The organism is Micromonospora sp. NPDC003241 (assembly GCF_053589795.1).
In genome coordinates, this window is record NZ_JBSFSO010000028.1 from 68,552 (window position 1) to 92,094 (window position 23,543).

Here is a 23,543-nt window from a genome sequence, read left to right on the forward strand (position 1 = left end):
CCCTGACCACCCCACCCCCGCCCACCCCACCCACCCCCGCGTGGTTGATCAAGAAGTTTGGGACCTGGCGAGTGCGGAATGAGCGCCCAAACTCCTTGATCAACTCGCCGGGGCCGGGCCGGGCCGGGCCGGGCGGGGCGGGCGGGGCGGGCGGGGCGGGGCGGGGCCGGGGCAGGGGGTGGGGGTGGGGTCATCCGGTGGGGGTGAGGGCGGGTCACCCTGGTGGGGCCGATGGTGGTGGCAGTACGCAGGGCACGGCGTGTCGATCGCCTGCACGAGGCGACACCACGGAGGTGGCTGACGATGACGGCTCGGGTGGTACCGCACTGGCGACGGGACGCGGTGCTGCGTGTCGTCGGCGCGTCCGGCCAGGCCCGGCGGGCGCTACGAGCCGGGAGCAGCCCGGTACGGCCCCGGGGCGGCCCGGTGGGGCCGCCACGACGGCACGACGACCGACGGTGGGAGACCGACCTACGGGGGTGGACTGATGTCTGAGCGGTTCGAGTCGGCGGTCGAGTCCTCGATGGACAAGACCATCCTGATCCTCAAGGACATCGAGCAGGCGTACGGGTGGCCCAAGGAGCAGCGCAACCAGTCGTACGCGGCGCTGCGCACGGTGCTGCACCTGCTGCGCGACCGGATGCCGGTGCAGGAGAGCGTGGAGTTCTCCGCCCAGTTGCCGATGGTGGTGCGCGGCATCTACTTCGAGGGCTGGCAGCCCTCCGACGTACCGATCAAGCTGAACCGGGACGACTTCCTGTACGAGGTCCGCCAGGGCTTCCCGTACGACGTGCAGGGCGGCCCGGAGCGCGTGGTCCAGGTGGTGCTGGACACCCTGCGCCGGCACATCACCCAGGGCGAGTGGGACGAGGTGAAGGACACCATGCCCGACGACCTCGCCCGGATCATGCCCTGACCCGTGCACCGGCAGCGCCGGCCCGCCCCACCACGCGTGGAGCGGGCCGGTCGGCTACCAGAGGTCGAAGTGGAACACCTCGAACGAGGTGCCGTAGCGCACGCCCAACCGGCTCCCCACCGGCCGGGCCCCGCCCTCCAGGAACTCCTCGGCGTCGAAACTGCCGTCACCCAGCCCGGTCAGGTACGCCTCGTGCGCCTGGAGCGACGCCACCCCCTGCGCGAACGTCTCGGTGGTGTCCACCCCGTGCTCGGCGCGCGGCGACGAGGCCGCCCACACCTGACGTACACCACCCCACGGCTCGATCCCGCCGGTCAACTGCTCCGGGAAGATCCACCGGTTGCCGGCGTCCCGGACCGCGTCCAGCGTGGCCCGACCCACCGCGATGTGGTCGGCCTGGTTGAGGGTGACCGCGCCGTCCCAGGTCTCCCGGAAGTTGTTCGTGATGACGATCTCCGGGCGGTGCCGGCGCACCACGGCCGCCAGCTCCCGCCGCAGCGGTACGCCGTACTCCAGGATCCCGTCGGGCAGGCCGAGGAACTCGACGACGTCCACGCCGACCAGCTCCGCCGAGACGCGCTGCTCCTGCTCGCGTACCGTGCGGGCCTGCTCCGGAGCCATCCCGTCGATGCCCGCCTCGCCGCTGGTCACCAGGCAGTACACCACCTGCTTGCCCTGGCCGGTCCAGCGGGCGATCGCGGCGGCGGCACCGAACTCCAGGTCGTCCGGGTGCGCCACGATCGCCAGCGCGCGCTGCCAGTCCTCGGTCACCGGGGTCAGCGGCGTCTCCATCGGCACCTCCATCCGGTCGGGTCCGTCCATCCTGCCACCCGCCGCACCCAGGAACGGCACGTGTGGACAGGTTCCGGCGTCTACGGTGGGGTGCAGTGTGGTTAGAGAAGATCGGGCGCGGGGTAACACCCGCCGCACGACGCACCCGACCAACGGCGGGGGCGGGTTGATCCGAGGGAGCACGATGCCACTCAACGACGATGACATGCAGACCACCAGCGGCGGCGGGCTCGAAGGTCCGGCCGACGGCGGGGCGACCCCGGGCCAGCACGATGGTGGGGCGGACGGCAGCGCCGAGGGTCCGGCCGACGGCGGGGCCACTCCGGGCCAGCACGATGGTGGGGCGGACGGCAGCGCCGAGGGTCCGGCCGACGGCGGGGCCACTCCGGGCCAGCACGACGGTGGGGCGGACGGCAGCGCCGAGGGTCCGGCCGACGGCGGCGCGACCCCGGGCCAGCACGACGGTGGCGCCGACGGCGCCGCGCGATAGGCGATGACGCGACTCGACCCGCCGGGCGGCCACGGCCGCCCGGCGGTCCCGTCCGTACCCCCGGAAGCGGCACCCCGCGACACCGCAGCCCCGCACGCCGCCGCCGAGGCGGCACCCGGCAGCGGATCGGCGTCGACCGCCGAGGCGGCGTTGGCCCGGTGCGTCAGTGTGGAGCCGGCCAAGTTCGCCGCCGCACACTGGGGGCAGACCCCGCTGCTGTCCCGCGCGGCCGAACTGCCCAACCCGGTGGGCTTCACCGACCTGCTCAGCCCCGCCGACGCCGACGAGCTGCTCAGTCGGCGCGGTCTGCGTACCCCCTTCCTGCGGGTGGCCAAGGACGGCCAGGTGCTGCCGGCGGCGCGCTACACCGGCGGCGGCGGCGCCGGCGCCGAGATCGGCGACCAGGTCCTCGACGAGAAGGTCATGCGGTTGTACGCCGACGGGGCCACCCTCGTCCTACAGGGCCTGCACCGTACCTGGCCGGCGCTGATCGACTTCACCCGTGACCTCAGCCTGGCCGTCGGCCAGCCGATGCAGGTCAACGCCTACCTGACGCCGGCGGGCAACCAGGGCTTCGCCACCCACTACGACACCCACGACGTCTTCGTGCTCCAGGTCGACGGCCGCAAGCACTGGCGCATCCACCCGCCGGTGCTGCCCGATCCGCTGGAACGCCAGCAGTGGGGCGGCCGGGCCGACGAGGTCACCGCCACCGCTGCGGGCGAACCCGCACTCGACGTGGTGCTCGAACCAGGGGACGCGCTCTATCTGCCCCGGGGCTGGCTGCACAGCGCCCAGGCCCAGGACGCGAGCTCCCTGCACCTGACCGTCGGCATCCGCGCGCTGACCCGGTACGCCCTGGTCGAGGAGTTGCTCGCGCTGGCCGCCGAGGACCGACGGCTGCGGGCCACCCTGCCGTTCGGCACCGACCTGGCCGACCCGGACGCCATCGAGCCGGAGCTGACCGAGACCGTGGAGGCGCTGCGCGACTGGCTGCTGCGGGCCGACCCGACCGAGGTCGCGGCCCGACTGCGGCAGCGCGCCTGGCCGGCGTCGCGTCCGGCACCGCTGCGACCGCTCGCGCAGGCCGCCGCGATCGCCGCGTTGGACGCCGACAGTCGGGTCACCGTCCGCCCCGGACTGCGTCGACAGCTCGACGACCACGGCGAGCAGGTGGTGCTGCGGTTGTTCGACCGCACCGTCACGCTGCCCGCGCAGTGCGCTCCGGCGCTGCGGGTGCTGCTCGCCGGGACGGCCGTCCGGGTCGGCGACCTGCCCGGCCTCGACGACGACGCCGACCGCCTCACCCTGACCCGCCGCCTGCTGCGCGAGGCCGTCCTCGTCCCCGCGTGACGACACCGGCCCGGCACCCTGTGGTGCCGGGCCTCGTCGACGTCGTGGCCACCCGGGCCGGTCACGGCGCGGCGGGTGGCCACCGGGCCGGGTCACGACGCGGCGATCGGTCGACTCAGGTCACGATCAGCAGGAGCAGCGTGGTGACCAGGCCGGCGGCGACCACCACGATCACCGGACGCGGGCTCAGCACCGCGTGCCGCCGGTCGGCCAGGACGCGGGCCGGCACCAGCCCGATCACCGGACCGAGCAGCGACACCACCAGCGCCAGCACCGGCAGACCCACGGCCAGCTCACCGTCGGCACGCCCACCCAGCGCCCGGGCGCCGGCACCCAGCGCGTACGCGAGCACCGCGCCGACCACTCCGCAGAGCGCCAGCAGCGGGTTCACGCTGCTCGGCAACTCACCCGGTTGACGGGTGCGGCGCAGCAGGTCCCGAGCGGCGTCCAGCAGCGGCACCGGATCGCCGGTGGCGTCCTGGGCCGGTGCTGGTGGTGTTCCCGCCCGCCGCCCGCCACCGCCCAGCCGGCTGTTCAGCTCCTGCCACAGCACCGCCGACTCGGCGTCCACCAGTTCCTGCGACTCGCGGGCCGCGGCCAGTTCCCGCTCGGCCCGGTTGACCTCGTCGGCCGACTCGGCCACCGCCCGGTCGGCCGCCGCGCACTGCTGGGCGTACCAGGCGTCCGCCTCGGCACGCTGCTCCCGCACCCGGGCGGTCAGCTCGGCGAGCCGCCGGAGCTGGGCCGCGTAGGTCTCACTGGTCACCGGTTCGTTCATCGGGCCGGTCCGTAGGGGATGATGGTCTGCCCGGTACGGTGCACCGCCCGGTCGAAGAAGAGACCCCGCCACGGCCGGGGATACCAGTCCGGCCCCCCGCTGCCCGGGTACAACGGCCCGCTCAGGTCCCCACCGTGGGTGTCCAGGGCCACCCAGGCGCCGATCTGGTCGGTGCGGGCGCCGGTGCCACCCAGGTCGGCCTTCATCCGCGCCACCCCCCGCCACCAGGCCAGCACGTGGGTACGCCGCTCCGGGCCGTCGTGCAGGATCCGGCGCAGGTGCTCCAGCCCGGTGGACCTGCCGGCCTTGGCGGCGAGCGCGCCCGACGCCGCGTCGACGGCGAACAGCAGCAGGTAGTGCGGGGCGCCGCCGCTGCCCGGCCCACCGATGCCCGCGGCGGTCTCGGCCATCAGCTCGGCCACCGTCTCCTCGTCGTACCAGGCCGCGTCGTCGGCGAGGTCCTCGTAGAGCGCCCTGGCCGCCGGGTCGGCGTCCGGGTCCAGGCAGGCGATGGAGAACCGGGCGGTGCCGGGCCGGTGCTGCCGGGCCAACGAGCGGGCCGCCGCGTCCAGCACCGCACACGCCTCGTCGATCCGGGTACCCAGCACCGCCAGGTTGCGTCCGGGGGCGCGGGGCAGCCGCAGCGCCGCCGACCGGGCCTGCACGTCGATGATCTCGCCGAGTAGCGCGACCGGGCCGCGCGGCGTACCGACCTCCGGCGGGGTCAGCGCCCGGAAGTCCGGCGCCTCGGCCAGCCTCGGGATCGCGTCGCCGTCGAAGAGACGGGCCGGTGCCGCCTCGGCCGGGCGCATCCGCCACAGCCGGTGCTGCAACTCGCTCCAGGTCTCCCACTCGCTGGCCGACGGGATCCGGGCCACCTCGTTGCCCTCCGGCAGCCCCGACTCGGCGTTGACCACCGCGTGGAACTTCGGCAGCGACTGCGCGGCGTCGTTGCGTTCGGCGAGGATGCGCAGCGCCTTGGGCAGCGCGATGCGCAGGGTGAACTGGGCGACCAACGCCGGGCGGCCCCACAGCGCCTCGATGCCGCGTACGTCCTGCGAGGCCAGCACCAGGTGGATGCCCTGCGAGCGGCCTCGACGGGCCAGGTCCTCCAGCAGGTCGGCGGCCTCCCGGGCCACCGCGTCCCGGCCCGCCAGCAGCATCTGGAACTCGTCGACCACCGCCACGATCCGGGGCCAGTGCCCGGTCGGGTCCACCGCGCGCAGCTCGGCCAGCTTGGTGACCTCGTGCTTCTTGGCCGCGTCGGCGCGTCGGCGCAGCTCCTCGGCGAGGAAGCGCAGCAACGCCAGGCCGAACTCGCGGTCGGTGTTGACGTTGATGCCGACCAGCCGCATGTGCGGCAGCCAGCTCGGGTCCCGCCGTCCCTTGGCGAACCGGGCGAAGGACACCCCCTCCTTGAAGTCGAGCAGATAGAACTCCAGCTCGGCGGGGGAGTAGCGGGCGGCGAGCGCACCGATCCAGGCGAAGATCAGGTTGGTCTTGCCGGTGCCGGACGGGCCGCCGATCAACGCGTGCGGCGGGTAGTCGCCGAGGGTCAGCAGCACCGGCCGGCCCTGCGGACCCTCGCCGATCGGCGCGGTCAACCCGGTCGCCGAATCCTCCTGCCACATCTGCTCGGGTGACGGCAGCAGATCGGTGAAGGGGGTGGGTGCCGGGCCGGCGCTGACCACCGAGGCGATCTGCCGGCAGGTCTCGGTGACCAGGGTGGCCGGCGGCGGCGGGTCGAGGCGTACCGGCAGGGTGCCGACCCGGGCGCCGTCGGCGGTGACCGCGATCCGGGTCAGCGCCGCGTCGTCGGGCAGCGGCACCCCGCGCACGATCAGGTGGACGCCGCAGGCCACCCCGGCGCGTACCACCCGGTCGAGCTGGCCGCGTTCGTGCCGGGACAGCTCGTCGCCGCCGAGCAGCACCGCCACCCGCCACGGCTCCGGCCGACGGCCGGTCGCGGCGGCCAGCTCCCGCAGCGAGGCGTGCTCACCGGCGAGCACCGTCTCGTTGATCCGGCGGATCTGCTCCACCAGGTCGTCCAGCAACCTGCCCAGGCCACCGGGGCCGACGAAGGTGAGCAGCCCGGCGGTGCCCAGCGGGGCGAACCCGGCGAGCCCGCCGCCGAGCTGGTCCGGGTCGTAGCCGACCACCCGGACATTGCCGGGCGCGGCCCGGCCGAGGCTGCGTAGCAGCAGTGCGGACACCACGGCGGCGCAGCCCTCCGGGTCGCCGTCGAGCGCGACGTGTCCGCCGTCGAGCAGCGACACCAGCGCCGGCACCGGCTCGGCATCGGGCAGCCGGATGGTGCCCACCCGGGTGGCGCCCGGTGGCTCGCCACGGGTCGCCGGAGTGGGGCGCCACCCCGGCCAGTCCGCCGATCCGGCGCCCGGTGCCTCCCGGGTCGCCGCCTCGGCGGCCCGCCGGGCCAGGGTGGCGAGCCGCGAGGTGTGCCGGGCGTCGATCTCGGCGACCCGCCGGTCCCGTTCGGCACCCACCCGCTCCGGTACGCCGGCCGCGGCGCGACGGATCCGCACCGCCCGCTCGCGGGCGGCGGCCAGCGTCGTCTGGGCCGTGGTGGACCGGGTACGGGACGCGCCGAGCGCCTCGGCGAGCAGTTCCCGGACCCGGGCGACCAGCTGGCTGCGCCGGTCAGCCATCGACACCGTGTCCCGGTCGACCCGGACGGAATCCGCCGAACGGCCTTGCGCCGGCGGTGCCCGGCTTCGCACCGCCGTTCGCGCTCGCGCGGGGTGTGCTCGCGCGGGGTGCGCCGCCGGTGTTAGCAGGGGACCCCTTTACTACCTCAGGCGTTAGTACGGGGCCCTTCCTTTCACGGTCGTCGGCGGGCAGGTCGCGGCCGAGGCGGTCGAGCAGGACGCCGGTGAGCACCCCGGCGGTGACCGCCGGGTCGGCGGCGTGCGGCTGTTCGTCCTCGCCCCGGCGCGGCGGAGGCATCCGGCAGACCCGGGTCAGCAGCGTGTCCAGCACCGGGGCGGGCAACCCGGGGAGCAGGTCCCGGACCCGGCCGTCCAGCTCGCGCCGCAGCCGGGACAGGTCGTCGCTGCGCGGCGGGTGGCCGAGCAGCTCGGCGGCGAGGTCGCGCAGCATCGGCGGAGCCACCGCGGCCAACCCCAGACCGACGTCGGCGTGCGCGCCGCGCAGGTCACGGTGCAGCCGGTCACGGTCGCCGGAGCGGACTCCCCGGACCACCCGGCGTAGCAGCTCCTGCGAGTCGGTGATGCGCTCGTCGGGTTCCTCGGCCGGGCCCTCCCGGCCGCCGGTCAGCTCCGCCACCCGCACCGACCACCAGCGGCGCAGCCGCACCTCACCGGGGGCCTCCGGCGCGTCGGCCACCGGCTCGACGGCCCGGGGGGCGTCGTGGGCCGGGCGACGCTCCTGGTCACCGACCGGCGGCGGCGCGGCCCCGTCGGGGGCCAGCCCGATCGCGGCCAGGTACGCGGTGAGCTGCTCCTGGGCGACGCGCAGCGCGTACCCGGCGGTCTCGGCGTGCTCGGTGGCGGCGGACAGCTCCGGCACGCCCAACGGGTTGGCCGACTCCTGCCGCACCCAGCGCAGCCGCTCGGAGGCCAGCCCGAACTTCTCCAGCGCCTGCCCGAGCAGACCCAGGGGAAGATCCTCGGCGGCGGCCCGGACCTGTGCGCCGACGTCCTCGACGATGGACACGCCCGCCCCTACAGCGTCGCGACGTACTGCTGGGCCTGCTCGACCGCGACGAGCGTCGCGGCGAGGCACTCCTCCAACTCCTGGCTGGCCTGCGTCAACGACGCCTGGGCCGCCTCGACGGTGGTGTGGCCGCTGCCCTCCAACGCGCCGGCCAACGTCTGTTGCGCCTCGGCCAGTTTCTCGCCGGCGGCCTGCACGGCGCTCTGGCCGTCACCGATCTGCTGAAGCGCGACATCGATGGCTGCCTTGAGCTCGGCGACGCTCGCCACGCGGAACCTCCTGGGGGCGGGGAGGACTCCATTAGAGCCTATGCCGGTCGGGGGACGAACATACCCTGTCAGTGTTGCTGCCCTACTGACCGGTTGTCGACCGCAGGCGCGGCGAGTCCGATTCGTGGGACCCGGGGTCGGAAGATCACGCAGGGCGACCGCCCCGGGCCGCGCCCGCCCGATCAGCCGCGCAGCCAGCGCGGACCGTACACCTCCGCACCGAGCGCGGTGACCCGGTCCCGCAGCGCCCGGTCGGCGGTGACCACCACCCGTCGCCGGTCGCCGGCGGTGGCCACCAGCTCGACCACGGCGTCGTCGCCGGAGCCGTCGGCCGCGACCACCCGGACCCCGTCGACGCCGGGTACGTCCCGCGCGGCCCCCTCCACCACCAGCACCACCTCGACCGGTGGGGACACCTCCGGCGGTACGCCGCGCCCGCCCACCGGAACGAGCGTGTCCCGCAGTCGGGCGGTGGCCCCGGCCCGGTCCCGCCACCAGCCGTCCGGGCGGGACCCGACGACGTTGGCGGCGTCCACGATCAGCAGCGGCGTCGACTCCATCCGCCCACCCTGCCATCCACCCGAGCGCCCTGCCCTCCGGCACGCCCGACGGGGTGCCGCCCCGGCCGGTGCCCGCCCGTGGCGTTTGTCCGGCCTGGGTCCGGGTAGCCCGTGCCGACCGTCTCGCGCCGACCGCGGAGGACAGAGATGATTGGACCCGGCGACTTCGGCTCCGACCCGTGGGACGAGTTCCTGGCGCGGTACTTCGGCCGGGGCGAGGGCGGACGACGTCCCGCGCACCGGGTCGACATCACCCGGCTGATGACCGCCGACGCCCGCGAGATGCTGGCCGACGCGGCCCGCCGGGCCGCCCAGAAGCAGAGCAGCGACCTGGACACCGACCATCTGCTCTGGGCGGCGCTGCAACGCGAGCCGCTGCGGGACCTGGTACGCCGGGCCGGCGCCGACCCGGACACCCTGCTCAACGCGCTGGGCGGACGCGCCGACGGCGCACCGCAGGGCGACGTGCCGCCCAACCTGTCGCTCACCCCGGCAGCCAAGCGGGCGCTCCTCGACGCCCACCAGCTCTCCCGGGCGATGGGGGCGAACTACATCGGCCCCGAGCACATCCTGATGGCGTTGCCGCTCAACCCGGAGTCGCCGGCCGGCCGGATGCTCGCCGCGGGCCGGATCCAACCGGAGTCGTTGCAGGCCGCCAACGCCGAACGCGGACCGATGACCAACCCGCGCCCGGACCGGGGCACCCCCACTCTCGACCAGTACGGCCAGGACCTCACCGACCTGGCCCGCAACGACCAGATCGACCCGGTGATCGGGCGCGCCGATGAGATCGAGCAGGCGGTGGAGATCCTGTCCCGGCGGACCAAGAACAATCCGGTCCTGATCGGCGAGGCGGGCGTCGGCAAGACCGCGATCGTGGAGGGCCTGGCCGAGCGGATCTGCGACGGCGACGTGCCGCAGACCCTGCTCGGCAAGCGGGTCGTCCAACTCGACCTGGCCGGGCTGGTCGCCGGTACCCGCTACCGGGGCGACTTCGAGGAACGCCTGAAGAAGGTGATCGACGAGATCCGGGCGCACCGCGACGAGCTGATCATCTTCCTGGACGAGATCCACACCCTGGTCGGTGCGGGCGGCGCGGGCAGCGAGGGCGGCATGGACGCGTCCAACATGCTCAAGCCCGCCCTGGCCCGGGGCGAGTTGCGGGTGATCGGCGCGACCACGCTGGACGAGTACCGCCGCAGCATCGAGAAGGACGCCGCGCTGGCCCGACGGTTCCAGCCGGTCTTCGTGCCGGAGCCGACCGTCGAGGACACCGTGGCCATCCTGCGCGGTCTGCGGGACCGCTACGAGGCCCACCACCAGGTGCGGTTCACCGACGAGGCGCTGGTCACCGCCGCCGAGCTGTCCGACCGGTACGTCACCGACCGCTTCCTGCCCGACAAGGCGATCGACCTGATCGACCAGGCCGGCGCCCGGGTCCGGTTGCGCACCCGTACCCCCGCCGCCGACGTCCGCGACCTGGAGCAGCAGCTCGACGAGGTACGCCGGGACAAGGAGCAGGCGGTCGCCGACGAACAGTACGAGCGCGCCTCCACGCTGCGCGACCGGGTCGCCGAGCTGGAACGGCAGGTGCAGCGCGCCCGGGGTGAGGACGGCAACGACAACCAGGTGCCCGAGGTGGGGCCGGACGAGATCGCCGAGGTGGTCTCCCGGGCCACCGGCATCCCGGCCAGCCAGCTTACCGAGGAGGAACGGGACCGGCTGCTGCGCCTGGAGGGCCAACTGCACGAGAAGGTCGTCGGGCAGGACGACGCGGTCGGGGCGGTCGCCGAGGCGGTCCGCCGCTCCCGGACCGGCCTTGCCGACCCGAACCGGCCCATGGGCAGCTTCCTCTTCCTCGGCCCCACCGGCGTGGGCAAGACCGAACTCGGCCGGGCCCTGGCCGAGGCGCTGTTCGGCGAGGCCGACCGGATGGTCCGAGTGGACATGAGCGAGTTCCAGGAACGGCACACGGTGAGCCGGTTGGTCGGTGCCCCACCTGGCTACGTCGGGTACGAGGAGGCCGGCCAGCTCACCGAGGCGGTGCGCCGCCGCCCGTACGCGGTGGTGCTGCTGGACGAGATCGAGAAAGCCCACCCCGACGTCTTCAACATCCTGTTGCAGGTGCTCGACGACGGGCGGCTCACCGACAGCCAGGGACGCACCGTCAACTTCAAGAACACCGTACTGATCATGACGAGCAACCTGGGCTCGGAGCTGATCACCGGCAGCCAGCGCGCGGTCGGGTTCGGCGCCGGTGCGCCCGGCAGCGAACAGGAGAGCGACGAACTGCGCGAGCGGCTGATGCGTCGGCTCCAGGAGAACTTCCGGCCGGAGTTCCTCAACCGCATCGACGAGGTGATCATCTTCCGTCGACTGGAGGCCGAGCAGTTGCGGCAGATCACCGGCCTGCTGCTGGAGGAGACCCGACGACGGCTGCACGCCCAGGACATCGAGGTGGACTTCACCACGGCCGGGGTGGACTGGCTGGCCGAGCACGGCTACCAGCCCGAGTTCGGCGCCCGGCCGCTGCGTCGGGTGATCCAGCGGGAGGTGGACAACCACCTGTCCCGGATGCTGCTGGAGCAGCAGCTCTCGCCCGGTCAGAAGGTCACCGTCGACGCCCGGGACGGCCGGCTCGCCTTCGACGTGGCGGCCGGTGCGCGCGGGCACGCCACGGCCAGCACCACCCACCCCCGCTGACCGGCCCGGCACCGACGATCGGAGAGGGCTAGGCGATGACGGAACCGGACGAGGCCCGGGACGACGAACGCAGCGACCCGATCCTGGCGCCGCCGACCGCCAACCCGGCCCGGGTGCAGGTGCCGGCGGAGGGGCTGGGCGGGCAGACCGACGAGGGGCACCCGGACGACGCCGGGTCGCCGCCCGGAGAGGAGGCGTGATGGCACGCGAGCAGCGACTCGACCCCGAGGTGGAGGTGCTCTGGGAGGACTTCCACGCCGAGGTCAACGTGCCCTCCGAGCAGCTACGGCAGTGGTTGCTGACCCGGGGCTCCGGCGAGGAGGCGTTCGGCCCCGACCCGGACCTGAACCTGCCCGAGCCGGGCCGGCAGATCCTCGCCGTGCTGCGCAAGCGCAAGGTGGACCTGACGCCCGAGGACGTCGAGGTGATGCGCGAGGCGGTGGAGCGGATCCGCTCACTGACCGCGGACAAGCCGCGCCGGGGCAACGCCGACGACGAGTGGCGGCACTCCCTGCTCGACCTCGGCCACGACGTCCTCGTCGAACGCTGACGTCCTCGTCGTGCGCCGACGCCGGTTCGGCGTGGGTGAAAGGAGGGGTCCCCTGCTAACGCCTCCGGCATAGCAGGGGACCCCTCTTAACACAGCTGCCCGGCCGGCGGCTACTCGCTCTCCAGGCTGTCGATGGTCAGGCCGACGGCCTCACCCGCGGCCTGCCGCTCGGCGCGGGTCTGCTCCTCCCGGGTGATCAGGTTGGCGTACTCGGCCAGGTCCGCCGGGTCGGGCACCTCCGGCACCCGGCGCAGGAACGCTTCCACCTCCCGGACGGCGGCGGTGTGCGCGGCGGCGGCGCGGCGCAGCACCTCACGGTCGTCGGCGGCGGGATAGAGGTCGGTCATGTCGCGCCGCATACCCGCCGTCGGCCGGTTCGCACCCGTCGTCAGGCGCTTCGCAGTCCCCGGTCGGCCGTCGCCGCCGGGCGGCGTACCCCGAAGGCCGGATTACCGAGCAGCCAGGCCAGGTACGCCGGATGCGGCGCCAGCGCGTCCGTGTACGCCACCAGCGCCGTGTCCAGCACCAGCTCGGCCATCCGGGCGGCGGGCGACTCCGGGTGCCAGCCCAGCATCAGCCGCCAGCGCAGCGGACTGCCGGCCAGCCGTCGGGTCACCAGCCCCGCCACCGGCCGGAACGTGGCCTGGCACAACGCCACCGCCTCCCCGGCGTCCACCAGGTCGATGCAGCCGCGCACGTCGGCCTCGTACAGCTTGCGCGGGGTGAAGCCGGCCCGGGCGCAGGCGGCGGCGAAGCAGTCGCCGAAGCAGCCGTCGCCCGGTGCCGCCACCCACTGCTCGTGCCGCAGTTCGGCCAGCGCCACCTCGCTGCGCCCGGCCAGCGGATGGGTCTCCGGCAGCAGCACCATCACCGGGTCGACGGCCACCTCCCGCCAGCTCAACCCGTAGTCCGCCGACGGGGTGGAGTCGCCGCACACCCCGGTCAACGCGTAGTCCAGCCGTCCACCGGCCACCAGTTGCGCCAGTTCGTCGACCGACCAGGACGCGTACGTGGTGATCTGGGCCTGTGGCTGCTCGGCGGCGAGCCGGTGCACCAGCCGGCCCAGGATCGGGCTGTTCACCCCGCCGAAGCGGTAGCGGCGCGGGGCGTCGCCGGCCCCGGCCAGTCGGGCCGCCTCGTCCTGGAGTCCCTTCATGGCCGGCAGCAGCACCCGCGCCCGGGCGAGCACCAGCTCGCCGAGGGCGGTCGGCCGGGCCCCGCGCCGGTCCCGTTCGAACAGCGGCCCGCCGAGGGTCCGCTCGATGCGCTGGAGCTGGGCGGTCAGCGCCGGCTGCGCCAGGCCGAGCGTGGAGGCCGCCTTGGTGACGCTGCCTGTCTCGGCGATGGCGCAGACCACCCGCAGGTGCCGCAACTCCAGATTCATAGCGTGACGGTAGGGCCACGGAGCATCCGGCGGAAGGGCCCGGACGGATCAACGACCATGAACATGTCGCGGGTCACTCAGCGTTGCGGCGGCTCCGCGACCTCGCTCAGTTGGGTGTGCCGGCCGGTGACCGCGTCCCGGAACTTGTCCACCAGCGCCACCGCCGGCTCGACGATCCGGTTCCACGGGGGCGTGTGCGGGATCCCCGGGTGCGGGCGGGTCGGCGCGGCCTCCTCGGCGATCTCCAGCCGGTTGCCGAGCCGGATCAGCTCCTCCTCGGTGGCCGCCGCGCAGAGCCGCTGCACCAGGGCGTCGACCGCCGTCACGTGCGCGTCGAGCAGGTCGGCCACCATGGGCAGCCGGGCGTCGTCCAGCCCCCGCAGCGCCATCAGCAGCGCGGCGTCGCCGGCCAGCACGTCGGCGACCGGCTGGTCGGCGTCCTCCAGTGCCTGCCGGATGGCGGGCAGCAGGCACTGCTCCTCGGCCGCCAGGTGTCGGGACAGCGCCGCGACCAGGATCTCCCGGCCGTGCGCGGGGTCCGGGCCGGGTTCGACCAGTCGCCGGGCCAGGCTCAGCAGGTCCTGGTGCTCCTCGGCGATGGTGGCGGCGATGCTCTGCCCGGCGGGCTGGTAGCCGTCGCCGGTCGACGGTGGCAGCGGCGGCAGGTGGACGGACACGGTCCCTCCTCGACTGGGCAGGCGGAGCGACGATGATATGGCACTCGGACGCGCGCGCAGTACCCGCACTCACCCGGGCCGAAACGGCCTGCTGGTATGAAGGGGCGATGACGAGCGACGCGCACCCCGCCTTCCCCGCGCCGACCGACGAGGTCGTCGACCTCTGCCGGGACCTGTTGCGCATCGACACCACCAACACCGGCGACAACGCCACCAGCGTCGGAGAGCGCCTCGCCGCCGAGTACGTCGCCGAGAAGCTCGCGGAGGTCGGCATCACCTCGGAGATCCACGAGTCCGCCCCCGGGCGGGCCAACGTGATCGCCCGGATCCCCGGCGCCGACCCGAGCCGGGGCGCGCTGCTGGTGCACGGCCACCTGGACGTGGTGCCCGCCGACGCCGACGAGTGGTCGGTGCACCCGTTCTCCGGCGAGCTGCGCGACGGCTACCTGTGGGGCCGGGGTGCCATCGACATGAAGGACTTCGACGCGATGGTGCTCGCCGTGGTCCGCCACTGGCAGCGCACCGGCGTCCGCCCGCCGCGCGACATCGTGCTGGCGTACACCGCCGACGAGGAGGCCGGCAGCGAGTACGGCGCGCACTACCTCGTCAACCGGCACCGGGAGCTGTTCGACGGGTGCACCGAGGGCATCGGCGAGGTCGGCGGCTTCTCGTACACGGTGGACGAGTCGCGGCGGCTCTATCTGATCGAGACCGCGCAGAAGGGCATCGACTGGCTGCGGCTGCACGCCAAGGGGCGGCCCGGGCACGGCTCGATGGTGCACGACGACAACGCGGTGACCGCGCTGGCCGAGGCGGTGGCCCGGATCGGCCGGCACCGCTTCCCGGTGGTGGTCACCGACACCGTGCGGGCCTTCCTGGAGGAGGTCTCCGAGGTGCTCGGCATCGAGCTGGACCCGGAGGACCCGGAGACCGCCATCGCCAAGCTCGGCCCGATCGCCAACATCATCGGCGCCACCATCCGCAACACCGCCAACCCGACCCGGCTCGCCGCCGGCTACAAGGACAACGTGATCCCGGGCCGGGCCAGCGCCACCATCGACTGCCGCAGCCTGCCCGGCCAGTCCGAGCTGCTGGAGCGGCAGTTGCGCGAGCTGGTCGGCCCGGACATCGCCATCGAGTACGTGCAACGTCAGCCCGCCCTGGAGACCACCTTCGACGGGGACCTTGTCGAGGCGATGTCCGCCGCGCTCATCGCCGAGGACCCGGGTGCCCGGCCGGTGCCGTACATGCTCTCCGGCGGCACGGACGCGAAGGCTTTCGCACAGATCGGCGTACGCTGCTTCGGCTTCGCGCCGCTGCGACTGCCGGCCGACCTGAACTTCTCCGCGCTGTTCCATGGCATCGACGAGCGGGTACCGGTGGACGGACTACAGTTCGGCGTGCGGGTTCTCGACCGGTTCCTGCGCACCTGTTAGTAAGTGAGAGGGACGCCTCATGACCGACCAGCACGGTGAGCTGGAAGCCGCACTCGAGCGCGTGATCGAAGCGGCCCGCCACCACCTGGCCGCCGTCCGCGCCGCCGAGGGCCGGATCGACGACGACGACGTGTGGCAGGCGTACGTCGCGTTGAACAACGCGTCGTACGCCTACGACGAGCAACTCATGGACGCCTTCGGCGAGGTGACCCCGTGGGACGTCGAGTCGATCGACCCGAACGAGGCCGACCAGCGTTTCGGTGGCGCCGAGGGCGTGGAGCCGACCGACCCGCACCCGCAGGTGATCTCGGTACGCCAGCGCCGTGACTACCGCGTACCCAGCGTCTCCGCGCTGATCCGGGTGGCCGAGGCGGCCCGTCGCGAGGGCGCCCCCGGCGAGGACCAGGTGCCGCCGGTGGAGGGTGTCGGCGAGGCGGTGCTGGAGCTGCTGCAGAGCGGCGACGGCTCGCTCGGCGCGCTCGACGTGCCGGAGCTGGAGCCACTCGACGGCGTGGTGATGGTCAGCGAGGTCGGCACCCCGGTCGACCTGGAGTCGTTCGACGACGACGACCCGGTGGGCCCGTTCCAGCCGGCGGCCGACGACCGGCTGGTCGGCCGACTCGACGAGCACCCGTTCATGGAGCTCGACGACGAGCACGACCACGTGCACTGACCCCAGGTGTCCGTCGGTGGTGGGTACGTCTGTTGTCGCCGCAGCAGCAACAGACCTACCCACCGCCGGGTGGGCCCTGGCCGCCGGTCAGTAGGACAGGCCGGGCTGCGGCGAGCCGTTCGCCAGGCGGCGGCGCAGCACCACCTGGCGGGTGCCGTCGCGGAACAGCCGCACCCGGGCCAGCTCCCACCCGCTGTACTCGGCCTGGATCGCCAGTTGCGCGGCGGCGGTCAACCGGTCGACGTTCGGCGGTAACCGCAGCGGCGCGTACTCGTAGTCCATAGGCCCTATGCTGCCCATTCCGGGCGGCCGTGCGCCACCCTCGGCGGAAGTCGGGCACCTCACCCGTCGCGTTCGGGGTAGCCGACCTCCAGGGCCGAAACGTCGTCCAGCGCCGTGGTGATCTCCTCCGGCAGGGTCATCCGCTCCACCTGGAGGGCGCCGAGCAGTTGCCCGGAGGTCCGCGCGCCGAGGATCGGCGCGGTCACCCCGGGCCGGTCCCGGATCCAGGCCAGCGCCACCTCCAGCGGGGAGACCCCGAGGCCGCCGGCGGCGGTGGCGACCGCCTCCACGATGCTGGAGCAGCGCGGCTCCAGGTAGGTGGCGACGAAACGCTCGAAATGGGGCGACACCGCCCGGGAGTCGGCGGGGCGGCCGTGCCGGTACTTGCCGGTGAGCACCCCCCGACCCAGTGGCGACCAGGGCAGCACGCCCAGGCCGAGCGCCTCGCAGGCCGGCAGCACCTCGCGCTCGACACCCCGTTCCAGCAGGGAGTACTCCACCTGCGCGGCGACCACCGGGGCACGTCCGGGCCAGGCCGTCTGCCAGGCCGCCGCCCGGGCGGTCTGCCAGCCGGAGAAGTTCGACACGCCGACGTAGCGGACCCGCCCGCTGGCCACCGCGTGGTCCAGCGCCGCGAGGGTCTCCTCCAGCGGGGTGTCCGGGTCGTAGCCGTGCACCTGGAACAGGTCGACGTGGTCGGTACCCAGGCGTCGCAGAGAGGCGTCGAGCGTACGCAGTAGGTGCCCCCGGGAGCCGTCACGACGCCGGGCGCCACCCGGGCGCAACCCCGCCTTCGTGGCGATGAGCAGGTCGTCGCGGGGCACCAGCGTGCCCAGCAGCGAGCCGATCACCGACTCGGCGTCGCCGTCGCCGTACACGTCGGCGGTGTCGATGAGGTTGCCACCCGCGTCGAGGTAGCTCTTCAGTTGCGCAGCGGCGTCGTCGGCGTCGGTGTCCCGGCCCCAGGTCATGGTGCCGAGCGCGAGCCGGGAAACCGCCAGCCCGCTTCGGCCGAGCGGTCGCTGTTGCATGGGTGAACCTTATTTCGAACGGGGGCCGAACCGATATCCTCGCTCCCGTCGAGTCTGCCCAGACGCACGGCGATTCGGGTGAGCCGGTGATCGTCGCGCTCGGCGGCATTGCGTAACCTGATGCGACTGCGGATGGGGGAGGACTCTGTGCGACTCGGGCTAAACCTCGGATACCAGACAGCCTGGAGCACGCCGGCGGATCATCTGGCCATGGCTCAGGAGGCGGACCGACTCGGCTACTCGGTGGTGTGGGCGGCGGAGGCGTACGGCTCCGACTCGCCGAGCATGCTCTCCTGGATGGCCGGGCAGACCGAGCGGATCGACATCGGCAGCGCGGTGATGCAGATCCCGGCCCGGACGCCCGCGATGACCGCGATGACCGCGGCGACCCTCGACGCGCTCTCCGGCGGCCGGTTCCGGCTCGGCCTGGGCGTCTCCGGCCCGCAGGTCTCCGAGGGCTGGCACGGCGTACGGTTCGGCAAGCCGCTGGCCCGCACCCGGGAGTACGTGGACATCGTGAAGCTGGCGGTGGCCCGCAAGGAGGTCGCCTACGACGGCGAGTTCTACCAGCTGCCGCTGCCCGACGGTCCCGGCAAGGCGCTGCGGCTGGGTTTCCACCCGCCGCGTGAGCACATCCCGATCTACCTCGCCGCGGTCGGTCCGAAGAACCTGGAGCTGGCCGGCGAGATCGCCGACGGCTGGCTGGCCGTCTTCTACGCCCCCGAGTTCGCCGAGGAACAGCTCTCGGCGGTACGCGCCGGCCGGGCCAAGGTCGGCAAGGAACTGGCTGGGTTCGACGTGGTGCCGTCCGTGCCGGTCGTGGTCGGCGACGACGTCGACTCGTGCGCGCAGTTGGTGCGCTGGTACGCCGCCCTCTACGTGGGCGGGATGGGCAGCCGGCAGCAGAACTTCTACAACCAGTTGGCGACCCGGATGGGGTACGGCGACGCCGCCCGTGAGGTGCAGGACCTCTACCTGGCCAAGCGGCAGCGCGATGCGGCGGCCGCGGTGCCGCTGGAGTTCATCGACCGGACGTCACTGCTCGGCCCCAAGGAGCGGATCGCCGAGCGGATGCGCCAGTACGCCGAGTCCGGCGTCACCACCCTGTCGATCACCCTGTTCGCCGGCGACCGGGACAGCGGGGTGCAGACCCTGCGTACCGTCGCCGAGGCGCTGGAACTCTCGGGAGTCGGGGAGTGACCTGGATCGAAGCCATCGTCCTGGGCATCGTCCAGGGCCTGACCGAGTTCCTCCCGGTCAGCTCGTCGGGGCACCTGCGGATCACCTCGGCGATCTTCTTCGACCGTGACGCCGGGGCGTCGTTCACCGCGGTCACCCAGCTCGGCACCGAAGCGGCCGTGCTGCTCTACTTCGCCAAGGACATCTGGCGCATCGGCCGTACCTGGACGGTCGGCATCTGGGACTCCTCGGTGCGGTCCAGCCTCGACTACCGGATGGGCTGGTACGTGATCGTCGGCTCGATCCCGATCGGGGCGCTCGGTTTCCTGTTCAAGGACCAGATCCGGGAGACCGCCCGGAACCTGTGGGTGGTGGCCACCACCCTGATCGTGTTCGCCTTCGTGCTGGCCTTCGCCGAGTACTGGGGCCGGCAGACCCGGACGTTGAAGGACTTCCGGATGCGCGACGGCGTGGTGATGGGCTTCGCCCAGGCGATGGCGCTGATCCCCGGGGTGTCCCGGTCCGGTGCGACGCTGACCTTCGGTCTGTTCCTCAACCTGACCCGGGAGACGGCGGCCCGCTACTCGTTCCTGCTGGCCATCCCGGCGGTGGTGATGTCCGGGATCTTCAGCCTCGGGGACGTCTTCGAACCGGCGGCCCCGGGCACCTCGGCGCCCACCGTGGCGCAGATGGTGGTCGCCACGCTGATCGCCTTCGTCGTCGGGTACGCGGCCATCGCCTGGCTGCTGCGCTTCGTCGCGCACCACACCCTGTACGTCTTCGTGCTCTACCGGGTGGCGGTCGGCACCCTGGTGTTCGCACTCCTGCTCACCGGCACCATCAGCGCCACCTGATCCTTGGATGTGGATGTAAGGAAGGGTCCCCTGCTATCGCCTGGTGCATAGCAGGGGACCCTTTCTAACGTGCGTCGCTTGCGGGCATCGCGTCGCTTCCGGGTATCGCGGTGCTTGCGGGTATCGCGCCGCTTCCGGGTATCGCGGTGCTTGCGGGTGTCGCGGTGCTTGCGGGTGGGGGTTGTTGGTGTGTTGACGGCCGGCGCCCCGGGTGGGGTGCCGGCCGTCGTGGTGGTGTGGGGTGTTGCTGCTGATGGTGTTGGTGGGTCAGCTGTTCCAGTGCTCGGCGACGAGGTCGGCGGCTTGCTGTTCCCACTGGGCGTAGTGGTCGGGGAATGCCGACACCTGCACGGTCTGGGCGGCGACGGTCAGCGGCATGTCCTGCCAGCCGTCGACCTGCTTGAGGCCCTTGAGGAACGCCAGGGTGGAGTACTCAGGATCGGTGATCTGCTCGACCGTGCCCCAACCCGAGGACGGGCGCTGCTGGAACAGACCCTGCGAGTCGTGGTCGTTGCGGTCACCCAGGTGACCGAGGTTCTCCAGCTTCGACTCCTGGAACGCGGTGCCGATGGCGATGACCGCGGCACGCTCGTTCATGCCGGCCTTCTTGGTGGCGGCGATGATGGCCTTGGCGTTGGCGATCTGCTCGTCGTCCAGGTCGATGCGGGATTGGGTGCCCTGCACGCCGTGCGGGATCAGTGTGTTGGTGTCGGGGTTGTCGGCCTGGATGGCGGCGGTGATGGGGTTGGTCGGTGTGGTGTCGGTGTGGTTGAGGGGGCCGGCGGCGAGGCCGCCTGCGACGGTGAGTCCGGCGATGGCCAGGACGCTGTTGCGCAGGATGGTGTTCATGGGGGTAGCTCCATTCGGGGGTGGGGCGCCGCAGGGGGGTGCGGTGCCGACGCCGTCTGGCGCTGGGGTGGTTTCGGGGGAGGGTGTGGCCCGGGTTGGCGGGGTGTGGTGGCCGCTCGCGGTGCCGGGTCCAGGTGTAACGACCGGTGGGGGCGGGTCATTCCCGGTGGGGGAGCCAGGGCTCGCGGGCGGGCGGGCCTGAGGGCGTGCGGGCGCGCTGGAGGCGGCCGGTCTTCGTTACAACGACACCCGGCCGCCGAGAATTCCACTGCCAAGCGGTGAATAGCGGACAAAGGCCCCAGATGCATCGCGTGATTCGGCTGAGGTCGAGCGACTGCGCCGACGGTGGGTAGATCTGTGGTCGTCAGAGCGACCACAGATCTACCCACCCTGGGCTCTCCTCGTGTCGCGGTGTTAGGAGGGGTCCCCTGCTATGCACCAGGCGTTAGCAGGGGACCCCTCCTTTCATCCCCCGCCCGAACGACGTCGCCGGGACGGTCGCTGCCGCGCGCGGAAACGAGTCACGTGCCGTGCGGTGCGACACGCGAGGTATGTCGGGGTCGGTGCTACCGGCGGGACGGGCCGGGACGGGCGGCGGTGAGGGCCTAGGGTGGTGCGGGTGGCGACACTTCTGCTCCTGCGACACGGACGCACCACCGCCAACGCCGACGGCGGTCTGGCTGGTCGGCAACCGGTCGAACTGGACGACACCGGGCGCACCCAGGCTCGGGCCGTCGGCGAGCGACTGGCGAACCTGCCGCTGGCCGCCGTGGTGACCAGCCCGCTCATCCGCTGCCGGCAGACCCTGGAACTCGCCCTCCCGCAGGCCGCGCCGGTCGTCGAGGACGGGCTCATCGAGTGCGGGTACGGCACCTGGGAGGGCCAGCCGCTGAAGAAGCTGGCCAAGGAGCCCCTCTGGGCGGTGGTGCAGCAGCACCCGAGCGCGGCGGTCTTCCCCGAGGGGGAGTCGATGGCGCAGATGGCGGCCCGTGCCGTCGCGGCGGTGCGCGCCTGGGACGCCCGGATCACCGCCGAGCACGGCCCGGAGGCGGTCTGGCTGGCCTGTGGCCACGGCGACGTGATCAAGGCGATCGTCGCCGACGCGCTCGGCGTACACCTGGATCTCTTCCAGCGGATCGTGGTCGACCCGGCGTCGGTGACCGCGATCCGCTACACGCCGCTGCGTCCCTTCCTGGTACGCCTCAACGATGTCGGCGGCGACCTGACCGGGTTGGTGCCGCCGGTGCGCAAGCGACGTCGCCGGACCGCCCGGCCGGCGGACTCGGACGCCGCCGTCGGCGGTGGTGCGGGCGGCGTGCGGTGACTCGGGTCGGTGGGGTGCGCGGCGTGTCGGGCCGCCGGATAGGGTCGTGGGTATGACGCACCAGGTGCACGCCTTCGAGCCGCCTGAGCGGTTCGTCGCCGGGACCGTCGGGCCGCCGGGGGAGCGTACGTTCTTCCTCCAGGCCCGCGGCGACGGCCGGGTGGTCAGCGTCGCGCTGGAGAAGGTCCAGGTCTCGTTGCTCGCCGAGAAGTTGGAGGAACTGCTCACCGAGGCACAGCGTCGCTTCGGCGTCGACCTGCCCGAGGCGCCCGCCTCGCTGGGCGACAACGAGCCGCTGGAGACGCCGGTCGACGAGGAGTTCCGGGTCGGCACCCTGGGGTTGGCCTTCGACGCGGACACCGCGACCGTGGTCATCGAGGCGATCGCCGTCGGCGAGACCGAGAGCGAGTTGGAGCTGGGGGAGTCGGAGGAGGACGAGGCCGACGACGTCGAGCCGGACGAGGACCTCGACCGGCTCCGGGTCCGACTGACGCCCGAGGCGACCCGCGAGTTCATCGAGCGGGCGCGGCGTGTGGTCAACGCCGGCCGTCCCCCGTGTCCGCTGTGTGGCCAGCCGCTCGACCCAGCCGGCCACCTCTGCCCCCGGAACAACGGCTACCACCGGTGACCTCGTCCGGCCTGGCACCCCGGCAGGACGGTGGCGCGGCGTTGCGGCTGCTGCGCGACGGTGACCTGAGCATCGAGGGCCGGCTGGTCGACGCCTCCAACACCACCCTGCGCGGCATCCTCACCCTGGACGGCGCGACCGCCCGCTGCGTCTACAAGCCGATACGCGGTGAGCGTCCGCTCTGGGACTTCCCGGACGGCACCCTGGCCGGTCGGGAGGTGGCCGCCTACCTCGTCTCCGCCGCCACCGGCTGGGACCTGGTGCCGCTCACGGTGCTGCGGGACGGCCCCTTTGGCCCGGGCTCCTGCCAACTGTGGATCGACGAGCCGGACGACGCCGAGCCGCTCGTCGGGTTCGTGCCGGCCGACGCCGTACCGCCCCGCTGGTTCCCGGTGGCGGCGGCCCGCGACGACGACGGCACCGCGTACGCGCTGGCCCACGCCGACGACCCGCGACTGGCGCGACTCGCGGTGCTCGACGCGGTGATCAACAACGCCGACCGCAAGGGCGGCCACGTCCTGGTCGGGCCGGACGACCGGCTGTACGGCGTCGACCACGGCGTCAGCTTCCACGTCGAGGAGAAACTGCGGACGGTGCTCTGGGGCTGGGCCGGCCGTCAGTTGCCGCCCGACGCCGTCGAGACGCTGGACCGGCTCGCCGTCCAGGTCGCCGGCCCGCTCGGCGACGACCTCGCCGACCACCTCACCATCGGTGAGATCACCGAACTGGCCGCCCGGATCGGCCGGCTCCGCGAGGAGTGCCGTTTCCCGCAGCCGTCCCACGACTGGCCGGCCGTGCCGTGGCCGCCGGTGTGACCATGTCGGCTTGATCACTGAAGAGCCCGGCGTGACGCCCACGGTCGGCTGGCTAGGCTGACGGTCATGGAGTCTTGGGTGGGGCACGAGGTGCCGCGGCTGCCGGGCAGGGGTGGGCCGCTGAGGTTGTACGACTCGGCGCGGCAGGGTGTGCACCCGACCGACGGACCGACCTCCATGTACGTCTGCGGCATCACCCCGTACGACGCCACCCACCTGGGGCACGCCGCCACCATGATCACCTTTGACCTGGTGCAGCGGATGTGGCGCGACGCGGGCCACGAGGTGCGGTACGTGCAGAACGTCA

26 protein-coding genes and 1 pseudogene are annotated in these 23,543 nt (G+C 73.2%); 15 read left to right on the plus strand and 12 right to left on the minus strand.

What is annotated here, in order from left to right:
* Window positions 1–303 precede the first annotated feature (303 nt).
* Both ACWDVW_RS21365 and ACWDVW_RS21370 read left to right on the plus strand, forming a co-directional pair.
* The gene (locus ACWDVW_RS21365; RefSeq protein WP_449951549.1) at window positions 304–495 is read left to right on the plus strand and encodes a hypothetical protein; all 192 of its coding nucleotides are present in this window, start codon (window positions 304–306) and stop codon (window positions 493–495) included.
* The gene (locus tag ACWDVW_RS21370) at window positions 488–916 is read left to right on the plus strand and encodes a DUF2267 domain-containing protein (protein ID WP_131057497.1); all 429 of its coding nucleotides are present in this window, start codon (window positions 488–490) and stop codon (window positions 914–916) included. Before ACWDVW_RS21365 ends, ACWDVW_RS21370 begins: the two co-directional genes overlap by 8 nt.
* 54 nt (window positions 917–970) lie before the next feature.
* On the opposite strand, the gene ACWDVW_RS21375 is transcribed toward ACWDVW_RS21370, so the two are convergent.
* A complete protein-coding gene (locus tag ACWDVW_RS21375) occupies window positions 971–1,738 on the minus strand; it encodes a PIG-L deacetylase family protein (RefSeq protein ID WP_449951552.1) in 768 nt (255 codons plus the stop codon).
* 154 nt (window positions 1,739–1,892) lie between these two features.
* Here ACWDVW_RS21375 and ACWDVW_RS21380 point away from each other — a divergent pair, with 154 nt between their 5' ends.
* Both ACWDVW_RS21380 and ACWDVW_RS21385 read left to right on the plus strand, forming a co-directional pair.
* On the plus strand, window positions 1,893–2,198 hold the full coding sequence (locus tag ACWDVW_RS21380) for a hypothetical protein (protein ID WP_176094334.1): 306 nt from the start codon (window positions 1,893–1,895) through the stop codon (window positions 2,196–2,198).
* Between the two features lie 3 nt (window positions 2,199–2,201).
* On the plus strand, window positions 2,202–3,551 hold the full coding sequence (locus tag ACWDVW_RS21385) for a cupin domain-containing protein (RefSeq protein ID WP_449951556.1): 1,350 nt from the start codon (window positions 2,202–2,204) through the stop codon (window positions 3,549–3,551).
* A 115-nt stretch (window positions 3,552–3,666) separates the two neighbouring features.
* On the opposite strand, the gene ACWDVW_RS21390 is transcribed toward ACWDVW_RS21385, so the two are convergent.
* The 5 genes from ACWDVW_RS21390 to ACWDVW_RS21410 form a co-directional block, all read right to left on the minus strand.
* Window positions 3,667–4,329, minus strand: a complete 663-nt coding sequence (locus ACWDVW_RS21390) for a hypothetical protein (RefSeq protein ID WP_449951559.1) — start codon at window positions 4,327–4,329, stop codon at window positions 3,667–3,669.
* Window positions 4,326–6,995 carry an FtsK/SpoIIIE domain-containing protein gene (locus tag ACWDVW_RS21395; protein WP_449951562.1) on the minus strand — a complete coding sequence of 890 codons (2,670 nt, stop codon included), beginning with the start codon at window positions 6,993–6,995 and terminating at the stop codon, window positions 4,326–4,328. Before ACWDVW_RS21395 ends, ACWDVW_RS21390 begins: the two co-directional genes overlap by 4 nt.
* Window positions 6,988–8,022 carry a hypothetical protein gene (locus ACWDVW_RS21400; protein WP_449951564.1) on the minus strand — a complete coding sequence of 345 codons (1,035 nt, stop codon included), beginning with the start codon at window positions 8,020–8,022 and terminating at the stop codon, window positions 6,988–6,990. Before ACWDVW_RS21400 ends, ACWDVW_RS21395 begins: the two co-directional genes overlap by 8 nt.
* Before the next feature lie 8 nt (window positions 8,023–8,030).
* Window positions 8,031–8,291, minus strand: a complete 261-nt coding sequence (locus tag ACWDVW_RS21405) for a hypothetical protein (protein WP_131053345.1) — start codon at window positions 8,289–8,291, stop codon at window positions 8,031–8,033.
* Window positions 8,292–8,473: 182 nt separating this feature from the next.
* Window positions 8,474–8,851, minus strand: coding sequence for a hypothetical protein (locus ACWDVW_RS21410; RefSeq protein WP_449951567.1), 378 nt, complete (start codon window positions 8,849–8,851; stop codon window positions 8,474–8,476).
* Between the two features lie 147 nt (window positions 8,852–8,998).
* Between ACWDVW_RS21410 and ACWDVW_RS21415 the strand changes: the two genes are divergently transcribed.
* Genes ACWDVW_RS21415 through ACWDVW_RS21425 form a run of 3 tightly spaced genes read left to right on the plus strand, consistent with a single transcriptional unit; the run spans window position 8,999 to window position 12,104 of the window.
* Window positions 8,999–11,554: an ATP-dependent Clp protease ATP-binding subunit gene (locus ACWDVW_RS21415; RefSeq protein ID WP_449951570.1), complete on the plus strand. Its 2,556-nt coding sequence runs from the start codon at window positions 8,999–9,001 to the stop codon at window positions 11,552–11,554.
* Window positions 11,555–11,589: 35 nt separating this feature from the next.
* Window positions 11,590–11,754: a hypothetical protein gene (locus ACWDVW_RS21420; protein WP_350697378.1), complete on the plus strand. Its 165-nt coding sequence runs from the start codon at window positions 11,590–11,592 to the stop codon at window positions 11,752–11,754.
* Window positions 11,754–12,104 (plus strand): DUF3140 domain-containing protein, encoded by a 351-nt coding sequence (locus tag ACWDVW_RS21425; protein WP_449951573.1) that lies wholly within the window; start codon window positions 11,754–11,756, stop codon window positions 12,102–12,104. Before ACWDVW_RS21420 ends, ACWDVW_RS21425 begins: the two co-directional genes overlap by 1 nt.
* Before the next feature lie 110 nt (window positions 12,105–12,214).
* Here the strand turns inward: ACWDVW_RS21425 and ACWDVW_RS21430 are convergent, their stop codons facing one another.
* From ACWDVW_RS21430 to ACWDVW_RS21440, 3 genes are all read right to left on the minus strand, one after another.
* Window positions 12,215–12,451 carry a hypothetical protein gene (locus ACWDVW_RS21430; protein ID WP_449951576.1) on the minus strand — a complete coding sequence of 79 codons (237 nt, stop codon included), beginning with the start codon at window positions 12,449–12,451 and terminating at the stop codon, window positions 12,215–12,217.
* A gap of 41 nt (window positions 12,452–12,492) precedes the next feature.
* A complete protein-coding gene (locus ACWDVW_RS21435; protein ID WP_396747772.1) occupies window positions 12,493–13,488 on the minus strand; it encodes a LysR family transcriptional regulator in 996 nt (331 codons plus the stop codon).
* A 77-nt stretch (window positions 13,489–13,565) separates the two neighbouring features.
* Complete coding sequence (locus tag ACWDVW_RS21440; protein WP_449951578.1) at window positions 13,566–14,165, minus strand: hemerythrin domain-containing protein; 600 nt, start codon at window positions 14,163–14,165, stop codon at window positions 13,566–13,568.
* Window positions 14,166–14,272: 107 nt separating this feature from the next.
* Between ACWDVW_RS21440 and ACWDVW_RS21445 the strand changes: the two genes are divergently transcribed.
* Both ACWDVW_RS21445 and ACWDVW_RS21450 read left to right on the plus strand, forming a co-directional pair.
* The gene (locus ACWDVW_RS21445) at window positions 14,273–15,601 is read left to right on the plus strand and encodes a M20/M25/M40 family metallo-hydrolase (RefSeq protein WP_449951580.1); all 1,329 of its coding nucleotides are present in this window, start codon (window positions 14,273–14,275) and stop codon (window positions 15,599–15,601) included.
* A 19-nt stretch (window positions 15,602–15,620) separates the two neighbouring features.
* Window positions 15,621–16,274 (plus strand): hypothetical protein, encoded by a 654-nt coding sequence (locus ACWDVW_RS21450; RefSeq protein WP_350697383.1) that lies wholly within the window; start codon window positions 15,621–15,623, stop codon window positions 16,272–16,274.
* Window positions 16,275–16,361: 87 nt separating this feature from the next.
* Here ACWDVW_RS21450 and ACWDVW_RS21455 read toward each other — a convergent pair whose 3' ends face one another.
* On the minus strand, window positions 16,362–16,556 hold the full coding sequence (locus tag ACWDVW_RS21455) for a DUF5703 family protein (protein WP_396747781.1): 195 nt from the start codon (window positions 16,554–16,556) through the stop codon (window positions 16,362–16,364).
* A 59-nt stretch (window positions 16,557–16,615) separates the two neighbouring features.
* Window positions 16,616–17,587 (minus strand): aldo/keto reductase, encoded by a 972-nt coding sequence (locus ACWDVW_RS21460; RefSeq protein ID WP_350697385.1) that lies wholly within the window; start codon window positions 17,585–17,587, stop codon window positions 16,616–16,618.
* 147 nt (window positions 17,588–17,734) lie between these two features.
* Between ACWDVW_RS21460 and ACWDVW_RS21465 the strand changes: the two genes are divergently transcribed.
* Together ACWDVW_RS21465 and ACWDVW_RS21470 are read left to right on the plus strand one after the other, a co-directional pair.
* Entirely contained in the window at window positions 17,735–18,787 is a 1,053-nt protein-coding gene (locus ACWDVW_RS21465) for an LLM class F420-dependent oxidoreductase (protein ID WP_396747784.1), read from the plus strand.
* Window positions 18,784–19,620: an undecaprenyl-diphosphate phosphatase gene (locus ACWDVW_RS21470; RefSeq protein WP_396747787.1), complete on the plus strand. Its 837-nt coding sequence runs from the start codon at window positions 18,784–18,786 to the stop codon at window positions 19,618–19,620. Before ACWDVW_RS21465 ends, ACWDVW_RS21470 begins: the two co-directional genes overlap by 4 nt.
* 267 nt (window positions 19,621–19,887) lie before the next feature.
* Here ACWDVW_RS21470 and ACWDVW_RS21475 read toward each other — a convergent pair whose 3' ends face one another.
* A complete protein-coding gene (locus ACWDVW_RS21475) occupies window positions 19,888–20,469 on the minus strand; it encodes a hypothetical protein (protein WP_449951584.1) in 582 nt (193 codons plus the stop codon).
* A gap of 610 nt (window positions 20,470–21,079) precedes the next feature.
* Between ACWDVW_RS21475 and ACWDVW_RS21480 the strand changes: the two genes are divergently transcribed.
* The 4 genes and pseudogenes from ACWDVW_RS21480 to ACWDVW_RS21495 all read left to right on the plus strand — a co-directional run.
* Window positions 21,080–21,793 carry an MSMEG_4193 family putative phosphomutase gene (locus tag ACWDVW_RS21480; RefSeq protein WP_350697686.1) on the plus strand — a complete coding sequence of 238 codons (714 nt, stop codon included), beginning with the start codon at window positions 21,080–21,082 and terminating at the stop codon, window positions 21,791–21,793.
* Between the two features lie 52 nt (window positions 21,794–21,845).
* Window positions 21,846–22,421 (plus strand): DUF3090 domain-containing protein, encoded by a 576-nt coding sequence (locus tag ACWDVW_RS21485; RefSeq protein ID WP_449951587.1) that lies wholly within the window; start codon window positions 21,846–21,848, stop codon window positions 22,419–22,421.
* Window positions 22,418–23,236, plus strand: coding sequence for an SCO1664 family protein (locus ACWDVW_RS21490; protein WP_449951590.1), 819 nt, complete (start codon window positions 22,418–22,420; stop codon window positions 23,234–23,236). The genes ACWDVW_RS21485 and ACWDVW_RS21490 overlap by 4 nt, the downstream gene beginning before the upstream one ends.
* Before the next feature lie 66 nt (window positions 23,237–23,302).
* Window positions 23,303–23,543: pseudogene (locus ACWDVW_RS21495) on the plus strand (cysteine--1-D-myo-inosityl 2-amino-2-deoxy-alpha-D-glucopyranoside ligase); the annotation flags it as partial.